Consider the following 12,480-nt stretch of genomic DNA (forward strand, 5'->3'; position numbering starts at 1 on the left):
CATGAAAAGCTTGAAGCCTCTAGCAGCACTGGTTGGTTTGTTGGTTCTTTCTGGATCGGCAAACGCGGTAAACGTGTATAACGATAAAGGTACACGTTTTGATGTAAATGGTCAGTTCCGTTTAAAAACACAAGTGACCAGCCAAAATCACGAAATGAAAATGACGGATGATGGTAGCCGTATCGGTTTCTTCGGTTCACACGAACTGACTAACGATATCAAAGTCTTTGGTAAATTAGAGTGGGGTTCAGACACTCAAAAAACAAACAGTGACAACCCTAAATCAAACTTTGAAATGTACAACCGTGTGGGTTATGTCGGTTTCTCTCATCGTGATTATGGTCAAATCCAGTTTGGTCGTACTTATATTCCAATCGACTGGGTGAAAAAATCAAGCTACGGCTATGGTAACACGGGTGTGTTCTACTTTAGTGATGTATTAGGTCGTGCCGTAGGTTATAGCAATGGTTATGCTGATGGTAAAGGTGTTGGTAAAAACAACTTTATGACCCGTTTACCACAAACTATCTTTATTGAAACTAACCGTTATGAAGGCTTTAAATTAGCCGGTACTGTAACAGGTAAAACAGGTGATGATAATACTCGTACCACTGGTGATATTACTCGTGCATATTCAGTAGTGGGTTTCTATAAATCAACTTTCGGTTTAGAGCTTGATGGTGGTTACTCTGCCGCTAAAGGTGAAGCGACTCATAGTAGTAAGAGTACAGTTCAAGGGAAAACTCCTGAAAACAGTATCTTAGCATTTGGTGCCGAATACTTCTTCCCAGGTCGTGAATTTTCTATCGGTTTAGACTATGGTCAATCTCGTGGTAAAAATTCAGGTTTAACTTTAGCAAGTAATGCAGTTTCAAAAGATTATAAATGGAACTCTGTTAAAGGTGACTGGAAAGCAGATTTATATGGTGTTGGTGTGAAATGGCACTGGGATCGTATTGAAAGTGGTATGTATGCGGGTTACTACCTGCGTGATGGTGATGCCAACACTTTCAACTACAAAAAAGAAACCTATACTGTGGGTGTAGATAAACGTTTTGCGGTATCTAAATACAACAACTTACGTTTATTTGCTGAAATGGCATATGATGATGCACGCAGTGACAACGAAGCATATAAAGACACTAAACAATATATCTTCGAAACGGGTATGCGTCTGTACTTCTAGTCCTGACAAAAGCATTACCGTTTGATAGAAGTAACCAAAGGAGAGCGATTTCGCTCTCCTTGTTAACCAATATATAAGGGGTGTGTAATGGTTAAGAATGTGTTGAAAATTTCAACATTAGCAATGTTTGTCGCATTCAACGTGAATGCTGCGACAGTCGATCTTCGTATTATGGAGACGTCTGATGTTCACAGTAACTTAATCGACTTTGACTACTTCAAAGACAAACCAACAGAACAGTTTGGTTATGTCCGTACTGCTAATTTAATTAAAGCAGCAAAAGCTGAAGCAACCAATGCGATTTTAGTTGATAACGGCGACTTGATCCAAGGTAGCCCGCTGGCTGACTATCAAGCAGCTAAAGGCTTAGAAAAAGGCGAATCTCATCCAGCTCACCAGCTGATGAACACCATGGGTTACACAGTAGGTAACTTTGGTAACCATGAATTTAACTATGGTTTAGATTACCTGAAAAAAGCCATTGCCGGTGCTAAATTCCCTTACATCAACGCCAACGTGATGGATGCGAAAACAGGCAAAAACTATTTCACACCTTATATCATTGTTGATACACCAGTAAAAGATCGTGATGGTAAAGAACACACTATCAAGATTGGTTATATCGGCTTCGTTCCACCACAGATCTTAATCTGGGATAAAGCCAATCTGGATGGTAAGGTCGTTGTAAACGATATTACAGAAACAGCGAAAAAATTCGTCCCTCAAATGAAAAAAGAGGGTGCTGACCTGATTGTGGCTATTCCTCACTCTGGTTTTGCGTCAGAGCCGTACAAAGCAATGGCTGAAAACTCTGTTTATTATTTAAGCGAAGTTGAAGGCATCAATGCAATCATGTTTGGTCACGCTCATGGCGTATTCCCAAGCAAAGAATTTGAAGGCATTAAAGGTGTTGATGTTGCTAAAGGTACTGTAAATGGCGTTCCTGCTGTTATGCCTGGCCAATGGGGTGATCACTTAGGTGTCGTTGATATGGTTATCAACAACGACAGCGGCAAATGGGTGATGACACAAGCAACAGGTGAAGCGCGTCCTATCTTTGATAAAGCAAACAAAAAAGCATTAGTTGAACGTGATGCTGAATTAGCGCAAATCATCGAAAAAGCACACCAAGGTACTCGTGATTTCGTGGGTAAACACATTGGTAAAGCTTCTGCCAACATGTACAGCTTCTTAGCATTAGTACAAAGCGATCCAACTGTACAAATCGTGAATGATGCACAAGTTGATTACACCAAACACTTTATTCAAGGTGATCCGAACTTAGACGGTTTACCAGTATTAGGTGCAGCTGCGCCATTTAAAGCGGGTGGTCGTAAAAATGCACCAGCAGACTTCGTCGAAGTTGAAAAAGGTGACTTAACATTCCGTAACGCTGCAGACTTATATCTGTATCCAAACACATTAGTGGTCGTTAAAGCGACCGGTGCTGATGTTGTTGAGTGGTTAGAATGTTCTGCGGGTATGTGGAACCAAGTTGATCCAAATTCAACTAAACCACAAGAACTAATCAACTGGGATGGTTTCCGTACTTATAACTTCGATACCATTAGTGGTGTGAACTATAAAGTTGACCTAACTCAACCAGCTAAATATGACGTTGATTGCCAAGTCGTTAATAAAGATGCGAATCGTATCAAAGACGTGACTTATGAAGGCAAGCCAATCGATCCTAAAGCAACATTCCTGATCGCAACAAATAACTACCGTGGATACGGTGGTAAGTTTGCAGGTACTGGTGAAGCAAATATTGCGTTCGCATCTCCAGATGAAAACCGTGCAATCTTAGCGTCTTACATTGCTAAACAAACGAAAGAAAAAGGCGAAGTTGCAACTAAAGCTGCTAACAACTGGTCATTCTTACCTATTAAGACTGACAAAGTGTTAGATGTACGTTTTGAAACGTCACCAAGTGAGAAAGCGGCTGCATTTATTAAAGATTTCTCTCAATATCCAATGACCTTTGTGGAAAATGATGAAATCGGTTTTGCAATTTACAAAATTGATTTAACAGAGAAGAAATAAGCCATTAAAGCCTGTCCATTCTGGGCAGGCTTCTCTTACCTTTTTGAACCAAAAGAGTAAAACTTATTGCTCTTTAAGGGGATTTTATGCGCTTTATGAAGCTATTACCTGCTGCTTTTGCTTTAGTGTTAGCAGGATGTGCAACGCAAGCACCTGAAATTACAGAACCATTAAAACCTCAAGCTAAATTAGTTGAAGGCGTATCTTGTATTTTACCTGATGCACCAACAGCACCTTACGACTACATTGCTTCTAATGATCGCTATGGTCAAAACAGTACAGCATCAACAGATTACTTTAAGTTAGCGATTAACTACTCACCCGCTTTTTGTGATTATAAAAGTAATAACATTAAGCGGTTAAATAACGACAATGAAAAAGATCGTGCAAAACGTGAGTATGATAAATTTGAAATCCAATGCTTCTCAGATAATAAATTTGGTTGGATTGTTCATGGGCTGTGGGCTGAAACCTGTGATGGTAAATCATGGGAAGAGTGCCGTGATTGGAAAGACATACGCAAGCATCCTCGTTTATGTAAAGGCGATTTACCACCTTTAGAATACTCTGCTATCAAACCTTATCTGTGTGATTCTCCGGGTATCGACTTACTACAAGGTGAGTGGGAAAAACACGGTGTATGTGCGTTTGATACACCAGATGCATTCTTTGGTAAACAAAAAGAGTTGTATGAAGCGTTAGTATTACCAGAAGGCCGTCCTTCAAACAGTGCATTGATTAAGTTCTTAAAAGAACACAATCCATCATTGAAGGATAAGGAAATTCAAATTAATCGAGATGAATTCTATATCTGTTATAGCAAAGATTTCGAAGTCATTGATTGTCCGAAACGTGAATTTTGATCTTAGGGATAAATTTTAAATGAACCATAAATATAAACTCGTTGCACTGGCAGTAAGCTCAGTCTTATTAGCTGGTTGTGCAAAGAACTACGACGAAGCTAATGTTGTTGATGTGCGTGTTATCGCAATGAACGACTTCCACGGTGCACTAAAAGCGCCAGGTCCAAACAAACCTGGTGGCATCGAGCACATGGCAACATTAATCAAAGAAATGAAGAAAGATAACCCGAACAACATCGTTGTTGCCGCGGGTGATATGGTTGGTGCAAGCCCACTGTTATCTTCAATGTTCCATGATGAGCCTTCTATCGAAGCATTATCATTAGCAGGCTTAGAAGCAACATCTGTGGGTAACCACGAATTTGATAAAGGCATGGGCGAGTTACTGCGTAAGCAAAACGGTGGCTGCCACCCTGTGACGGGTTGCCAAGGTCCAACTGAATTTAAAGGGGCTGATTTCCAATACTTATCAGCAAACGTAACTGTTAATGAAACAGGCAAAACGTTATTCCCTGAATATGTTATCAAAGAATTTAACGGTATCCCTGTTGCATTTATCGGTGTCACACTGGAAGGTACTGCGGCAATCGTAACACCTAAAGGTACTGAAGGTTTAAGCTTCCATAACGAAGCGAAAACAATCAACGCATTAGTGCCTCAGTTAAAAGCACAAGGTGTTCAAGCGATTGGTGTGTTAATTCACGAAGGTGCTGCACAACGTCGTGACGGTGGTCCTGTGAATATCAATGCATGTAATGGTATTACAGGTAAAGTATTAGGTGTTGTTGATCAATTAGATCCTGCAATTGACTTCGTTGTGACCGGTCATACTCACCAAGCTTATAACTGTACTATCAACGGTAAATCAGTGACATCTGCGCAATCAAATGGTGCAATGTTAACGCGTATCGATCTGAAACTAGACAAAACAACAAAAGACGTTGTTGACGTTGAAGCACGTAATATTTGGGTTGATAACCGCAAATATGAAAAAGATCCAGCCGTTACCAAACTGTTAGAAGCTTACGAAAAAATCGCAACCCCATTAGCTAACCGTATCATTGGTAAGTTAGAAGGTAATTTAACGAAGCAAACTAACGACGCGGGTGAATCTGCACTGGGTCAAGTGATCGCTGATGCGCATTTATACACTGCAAAACCAAAAGATGCGGGTGGCGCACAAATCGCATTTATGAACAGCGGTGGTATTCGTGCTGATATGACTGGTGGTGACGTTTCTTATAACGCAATCTACACAGTACAGCCATTCTCTAACGTACTGTTAACTCAAACATTAACAGGTGAGCAAATCAAACGCCTGTTAGAACAACAATGGGATCGTTCACGTCCACAAGTGTTAGCAATTTCAGGTAACTTCCAGTACACATGGGATAGCAAAGCATCTAATGGCAACCGTGTTATCGTTGAATCAATGAAAATTGACGGTAAACCAGTAGATATGAAAGCGAACTACCGTGTTGTGGCTAACGAATACTTAGCAACAGGTGGTAGTAATTTCTCTGTACTGAAAGAAGGTAAAGATCCAGTTTACAGCGTGCCAGATGTTGATGCAGTCGTGAAATACTTTGCTGAGCAGTCTCCAATTGCTCAACCAAAAGCGAATAACATCACACGTAAATAACGTATTTTCATACGCCTTGTGAAAATCGCACCTCTTACGGGAGGTGCGTAAATAAATAAAGAGAGCAAAGTGTTGAACACAAAGGGTCCATCCCTACCTTTGTATTCATTACGCACTTTGCTCTTTTTTATGCTTTTTATTGGAGAATAAGTATTTTTTTAGTGAGCATGAAGGCATAAGCAACAAAGTTGGAATCTTTACAACATATCATCTGTGGTGTATTGTTGCATTTAGCGACAAAAGATTTCATTTTTTGTCGTGAGTTATTAACATAAAAATTTATAGCGTTTTAATTCTATAAAGTTGTAACACCCGATAGGTATTAGGAGTGTAAATCATGGCTATTTCCGTAAGATTAGATGAAGACTTTGTCTCTGATGCTAAAATTCATGCGGAAGCGAAAAGCAGAAGTGTTCCTAAACAAATTGAACACTGGGCTAAAATAGGGCGTATAGCTGAAGATAACCCTGATCTGCCATATAGCTTTATCCAAGAATTGTTACTGGCACAGGCGGAAGTCGAAAACAAAAAGGTTTCTCGATATGTCCGAACTACAAAAAGAGATTGATGTCTATCAGTCTGTACGATTTGAAAAGGCAATGAAAAAGTTGCCTGAATCAGATGTGAAAATTATTGAAGATGAAATTGATCAAATAATTGATAATCCATTGATTGGTGAACAGAAAAAAGGCGATCTTACTCATCTTAGAGTACATAAATTTAGGCTTAATGATTTAACGGTATTGTTAGGTTACTCATGGGTTGCAAACAAGCTTGAACTGTATTTATTGCATATAGGTTCTCATGAGAATTTCTATGATGCTCAGAAGAAACAGCGAAAGACTGATCTAAAACTGATTAAAACATAAAAGAAAGGTGGCCTAATGCCACCTTTCTTTTATGTTGTATATGGGCAAAAAAAAGCCCACAGTGGCTGTGGGCAAGGAATGAAAGTAAAAAAAAGAGGGTATTACTTATTGCTAGGGTCTTTTGTCAGATGTCTGTTCTAACACTTATTTGAAGATTTTAAAGCGTGCATCATCTTCCATATAATTCTTTTCACCAGCTTCTTGTTCAATTGAACCAAAGACCATTTGAGCTCTTAGTTTCCATGTTTTTGGCAGATCCCAAGTTGCATGAACTTCGTCATCAATAATTGGGTTGTAGTGTTGTAATGAAGCACCTACGTTCTCTGCTGCTAATGCAGTCCAAACAGAGAGTTGCGCCATACCACTTGCTTGTTCTGACCATACAGGGAAGTTATCCGCATACAATGGGAATTGTTCTTGAAGACCTTTTACGATATCAGTGTCTTCAAAATAAAGAATTGAACCTGCGCCTGCTGCAAAGCTATTAATTTTCGCTTCTGTTGCACTAAATGCTTCTGCGGGTACTAATTTTTTCAGGGTATTTTTAACGATATCCCACAGTTTTTGATGTTGTTCACCAAACAGAACAACAACACGAGATGTTTGTGAGTTAAATGCAGTTGGGCTCTCTTTAACCGCTTCTTTGATAACTTCAGTGACTCTGTCTTCGCTAATTGGAAGTTGATTACCTAAATGATAAATTGTTCTACGTTTTTTCATTAAATCAGTAAATGCGTTAGACATGATTGTCTCCTTGATAAATTTAAGCGCTTAAAGCGTGTCTTAGCTTGAGCTAATCTATGGACATACTATAGGGCTTAGTAGTGATTTATTGATATATAAAAAATTTAATCAGTTACGTCAAAATATTCGACCTAGTTTTTAACGACTTGATTTAGATTCTATTTATCTACATATCTAAACTCAGGAGCAAGCTGGCTAATACCTAATCCTCCCGCTTTCTTCACTTTAATTTGCACTGGAATGCGTTCTTTCATGGCTTCTACGTGACTAATTACGCCAATAATTTTTCCAGATGCGTTAAGGCTATCAAGAGCGTCTAATGCAATATCTAAGGTATCAGGATCTAATGTGCCAAAGCCTTCATCTAGAAATAGTGATTCGATTTGAGTTTTGTTACTGACCAAATCTGAAAGCGCTAAGGCGAGCGATAAGCTGACTAAGAAACTTTCGCCACCAGAGAGCGTGCGAGTATCCCGTAGCGCATCAGCTTGCCATGTATCGGCAATTTGTAATTCAAGGCTTGCCGGTGTTTTACGTTGCAAGAAATAACGACCATGAAGCTTTTCTAAACGACGATTAGCCAAATAAATTAGGTGATCAAGCGTTAAGCCTTGAGCAAAACGGCTGAACTTATCTCCTGATGCAGATCCCACCAATTCGTTTAAGTAACTCCAATCATCAAAGTGAGATTGCTGTTTCGTTATTTTGTCGAGTAAGGCTTGTTGTTCTTTGCGTTTTTCTTCATCAGTACGCAGCTGCTCTTGAATGCGGAATTTGGTTTCTTGTATATGAGCCAGCTGTGTTTCTAGTGCTAATAAATGTGTAGTGATTTGTTCAATATTTTGCTCAGTCGATAACAACGGTTGTTGTAACAAGTGCTGCTGATATGCCTTTTCTTGGGTGTCTAAGCGAGTTTTTTCTTGCAATAATCTATCAAGTCGTTGTTTTTGCTGTTCTTGTAAACAGTTTCTTTCTTCGACTGATAACAGAGAGGCTAAAAATGCATTTTCATCAGCAAACGGACTGTTTTTTAACGCATGTTGATATTGTTCAATAATGTCTTGTGAACGCGTTTGTAACCGTTGTAGTGATTTTTCATTTTCCTGATATTGACCAATAAGCTGATTTAAACGGATTTCTAGTCGGTTTTTTTCTTCGCTATATTGCTCAATTTGTTTTTGTAACAATTGACTCTGTTTATCTAATTCATTACGCGCATCTTCGGTGGTTTGTGTCCCGAATAACGCTTGGCGTTGTGCTTTTAGCTGTTCTTGTTGCTGATGTAGTTGTTGTAAATGGATTAAAACAGCATCAAATTCTTTTTGAATTTCAGATAAATAGCGTTTTCTTTCTTGCAGTGTTGATAACAATTCGCGGATTGTTTGTTGTAATTCGTGATGTGTTTTTAAGGTTGATTGATATTGTTGGCTCTCTTTTTTACGCGCAATAAGCCATTGAATTTTATCTTCACATTCCTGTAATTCATAACCTTGCTGTTTGACAAGAGATTGAAGCTCCTGAGTTAACTGGGTTTGTTGTTGAAGATATTGCGTTGTTTGTTGTTGTTTATTGATGACTTCTTTTTGTTGTTGCGCAAATTCATTTTGCTGATGAAGGATCGCTTGCTGTTGTTGATTAAATTGCTCTTTGGTATCAGATAGCAGTTTGTATTCTTGCTGAATTTTGGTTTCTAACGCTTTATAGCTGGATTGTTTTTGTGTGAGTAAATTGTCTTTTTTCTCAAGCTCTGCATCCAATTTAGCCAAAGCATCTTCTTCGCAATCAACATCAGGTATTGTGTGCGTTTGTGCTAAGGTTCGCCATTGTTGTTTTAATGTCGCTATATCTTGGGTGAGTTGCTCAAGATCTTCATTAAGCTTTTCGTTTTGAGCTTGATAGCCAGCACACTGTGTTTTTTGTTCCACTAACTCTATAGTTAATGCATGTACTTGCTGTGTTAAGGTATCTAACCGTAATTTTGTTTCATCAGTTTGAATTTCTTTATATTTTTCAACATAAGGATGCTCGGTCGAACCACAAACAGGACATGGGGTATCTTTAACTAAACGTTGTCTCTCTTCTTCATATTCTGCTAACTTTCGTATTAGCAGATAATTATCGTTTAAGTCTTTAAGATGTTGTTCTTTCTCTTTTAAAGCAATGTCATTTTTATGGATGCTTTCAGTCAGCATTGCTATTTTTTGCTGATTTTCTGAATAGCTTTTTTGGTATTGATATTCAGTTTTGATATTGCGTTGTAATTGGGTTTGTAATCCCATTAGTTTAGCGAGTGCATTTCGTTGTTGTGAAATTTGTTGCAAACGATAAGGGATATCCGCAATAGCATCAGCTTTATTTTGTTGCTCAAGTTGTGTTTGTAATTCGCTTAATTGTTGTTGCTGTAAGTTAAGATTGTACTGTTGCACTTCTAGCGCTTTGGTCGCTTTTTCTAATTTGAGTTTAAGTAAGCATTCTTTTTCTTGTTCTGCTTTTTCACTTTTCTGGCTAATTAGATATTTCTCTGTAATTTCATCATATTGCTCAAAATAACGTTGCCATAACGGTAAATTTTCAGCCAGTTGAGCATGAGCTATATGCTGATTTAAATATTCGTCTAATTCATTAAATTGTTTTTGTGAGCCAGCTAATTTGGCTTCTGTTAACTGTATTTTTTCCAGATATTCTGATTGCGTTTTTTCTAGCGTATTTTTTTGCTGTGTTTTTACTGAAATATCTTGTTGTAGCAAGATTAACTGATTATCTAATGGTGCTACTTTTTCACGTATAAGCTGCAATATTTGCTGTTTTTTTTCATCGTGCTGTTTAAATGTGTTACGAGCCTCGATTAAATGCTGATTAATAGGTTGGCTCTGTTGTTCAATAAGCTGTTTTTCTGCTGTTAGTGTTGAGAGTTGTGACTCAATATAGGTTTGTTCTTTTAATAGACGATCCTTTTCATCATAAATTGGGCGGATTTTTTCTGCTGGTTCGCTATTTTCAAGACGTTGAATATCGGGTTTGGCAGCAATTAACGCTTCTTGTGCTAAGTTAACTTCGGTTTGTGCTAATACTTTGTTTTTATTAAGTTCAGTTTCTTTTTCTTGCCACTGTTTTGCTGCTTGATATTCCTGCTGTTCTTTTTGTAATTGGCTCTCTTTGGCAAAAAGATCGGTTTGTTCAGTTAATAATGCTTGGCGAGCATTTTCATCTAATAACGCCATCATTTCGGCTTGCTGTTTTAGTGTTTTTAATACTTGTTCTTCTTCACGCCAATGTTTAAAGATAGATTGGGAGATATGGCGATAAATATCTGTGCCAGTGAGTTCTTCGAGTAATTCAGCACGAGATTTATCATCTGCATTTAAAAAAGCCGCAAATTGTCCTTGAGAAAGCAACATAGATTTAGTGAAACGATCAAAATCAAGGCCCGTAATATTAATGATCATCTCTTTCACTTGGCTTATTTTACTTGCTAATATTTTGTCTTCGCCTCCTGTTGTATTTATTTTAACAAGTTCAGCCTGTGGCGCTTGAAGATTGCCATCTTCTTTATAATTAGCGCGACGTTGTTCCCAAAATGCTCGATAAGCCACACCTTTGACTTCAAATTCGACTTCGGTCAAACACTCTGCGGTATGACGTGTCATTAATTCATTTTGTGATTGCGTGACTTTATCTAATCGTGGAGTTCTATGATAAAGCGCCAAACTAATCGCATCTAACAGCGTGGTTTTTCCTGCACCCGTGGGGCCTGTAATGGCAAATAATCCATTGCTGATAAAAGGCTCTTGGTTAAAGTTAATCTTCCACTCGCCTTTTAAGGAGTTAATATTTTTAAATCGCAGACTTAAGATTTTCATTATGCTTCGTTATCCTCTTTCTCTGCCATTTCAACTGCTTGTTTAAATAATGTTGTTAAACGAGTTTTAGTTTCTTCTGAATCAAACTCATGCTGTTCTAAACGTCTTTCAAAAACATCATAAACGGTTAATTCGGTCAGTGTTTCGTTCTCATTTTGAGTGAACGCTTGGCGTTGTTTTCTCGCTCTTCTTAATAAGATCACATCAAAAAGCGGATCGTTAGTTAGCTCTTGAATACGGGTTTGTATATCACTGAGATAATCTTGTGTTGAAACTTCGATATCCAACCAAATAGTGGTATCTATTTCACCGTATTGTTTTTTTAAATTCTCAAGTTGTATCGCTATCTCTTTTAATGAACCACTGATAGTGCGTAGTAACTGAAATTCAGGAATAGGTAATAGTGTGAGGTTAGTTAATTTTTCTTGCTCAAAGTCGATAAGACAGACACTTTTCTGTTGTCCGCATTCATCAAAACTTAACGGAATAGGGGAGCCACTATAACGAATATGACCTGATTTATTCACCACTTGAGGGCGATGAATATGACCAAGAGCAATATAGTCAAATTCAGGAAATAGGGTTGCTGAAAAGGCTTCTAAGGTGCCGATATAAATTTCACGGACGGAATCGGTCACACTCGCTCCAATTGTGGTGAGGTGACCCGTTGCAATAATGGGAATATCGACATTTAATTGCTGACGTAATTCGAGAGCTGCTTGATATTGAGCTTGATAATATTCAGCAATCGCTTCTTTTAAGGCTGTTTGTTTTTCAGCACCTGATTGCCCACTTTTACTGCTGATCATGTCTCTAGGGCGTAGATAAGGGATTGCACAAAGTAATGCTCCTGGAGTGTTATCTTTTTGAGGAAGAATTAACGGAGCTTGTGGTGTTTCAGCATGAACATTGGCAATAACGGTCGTATTTAAACACGCCAACAGTGATTTTGATTCATTTAGTGTTGCCACCGAATCGTGATTACCACCTAGAATAACGAGCTGACATTGTGTATCTCTAATAGCAACAACAAAACGGTTATAAAGCTCTCGGGCATAGCTTGGAGGGGAGCCAGTATCAAAAATATCACCCGCAACAATCAGAGCATCGACTTGGTAATGTTTAATTTGTGCTAATAACCAATCAAGAAACTGTTGGTGTTCTTTAGCTCGAGTCTTAGTAAAAAAATATTGCCCTAAATGCCAGTCTGATGTGTGAATAATCCGCATTGCTATCCCTCTTTTTTATCTGGTGAAGAGTATAGCGCACCTTG

General features: G+C 38.3%; 9 protein-coding genes. 6 read left to right on the plus strand and 3 right to left on the minus strand.

The annotated features are described in order from the left end of the window. Position 1 precedes the first annotated feature (1 nt). The 6 genes from ACNART_RS04550 to ACNART_RS04575 all read left to right on the plus strand — a co-directional run bounded on the left by ACNART_RS04550 (position 2) and on the right by ACNART_RS04575 (position 6,603). The gene (locus ACNART_RS04550; RefSeq protein ID WP_232797549.1) at positions 2–1,186 is read left to right on the plus strand and encodes a porin; all 1,185 of its coding nucleotides are present in this window, start codon (positions 2–4) and stop codon (positions 1,184–1,186) included. Between the two features lie 87 nt (positions 1,187–1,273). Continuing rightward, entirely contained in the window at positions 1,274–3,229 is a 1,956-nt protein-coding gene (locus ACNART_RS04555) for a bifunctional 2',3'-cyclic-nucleotide 2'-phosphodiesterase/3'-nucleotidase (RefSeq protein ID WP_368927392.1), read from the plus strand. Between the two features lie 86 nt (positions 3,230–3,315). Then, positions 3,316–4,092 (plus strand): ribonuclease T2 family protein, encoded by a 777-nt coding sequence (locus tag ACNART_RS04560; RefSeq protein WP_069368615.1) that lies wholly within the window; start codon positions 3,316–3,318, stop codon positions 4,090–4,092. Positions 4,093–4,111: 19 nt separating this feature from the next. Further along, entirely contained in the window at positions 4,112–5,734 is a 1,623-nt protein-coding gene (locus tag ACNART_RS04565; protein ID WP_198625980.1) for a bifunctional metallophosphatase/5'-nucleotidase, read from the plus strand. Between the two features lie 337 nt (positions 5,735–6,071). After that, positions 6,072–6,302, plus strand: a complete 231-nt coding sequence (locus ACNART_RS04570; RefSeq protein ID WP_198625981.1) for a ParD-like family protein — start codon at positions 6,072–6,074, stop codon at positions 6,300–6,302. After that, positions 6,277–6,603, plus strand: a complete 327-nt coding sequence (locus ACNART_RS04575) for a type II toxin-antitoxin system RelE/ParE family toxin (protein ID WP_198625983.1) — start codon at positions 6,277–6,279, stop codon at positions 6,601–6,603. The genes ACNART_RS04570 and ACNART_RS04575 overlap by 26 nt, the downstream gene beginning before the upstream one ends. Positions 6,604–6,747: 144 nt before the next feature. On the opposite strand, the gene ACNART_RS04580 is transcribed toward ACNART_RS04575, so the two are convergent. The 3 genes from ACNART_RS04580 to sbcD form a co-directional block, all read right to left on the minus strand. Then, entirely contained in the window at positions 6,748–7,347 is a 600-nt protein-coding gene (locus tag ACNART_RS04580) for a nitroreductase family protein (RefSeq protein ID WP_109371780.1), read from the minus strand. A gap of 158 nt (positions 7,348–7,505) precedes the next feature. Next, a complete protein-coding gene (locus ACNART_RS04585; protein WP_368927389.1) occupies positions 7,506–11,207 on the minus strand; it encodes an SbcC/MukB-like Walker B domain-containing protein in 3,702 nt (1,233 codons plus the stop codon). After that, the gene (gene sbcD / locus ACNART_RS04590) at positions 11,207–12,436 is read right to left on the minus strand and encodes an exonuclease subunit SbcD (protein ID WP_368927387.1); all 1,230 of its coding nucleotides are present in this window, start codon (positions 12,434–12,436) and stop codon (positions 11,207–11,209) included. Before sbcD ends, ACNART_RS04585 begins: the two co-directional genes overlap by 1 nt. Positions 12,437–12,480: the final 44 nt, after the last annotated feature.

Origin of the sequence: Proteus sp. LHD240705 (assembly GCF_047921555.1) — a bacterium.
GTDB lineage: Bacteria > Pseudomonadota > Gammaproteobacteria > Enterobacterales > Enterobacteriaceae > Proteus.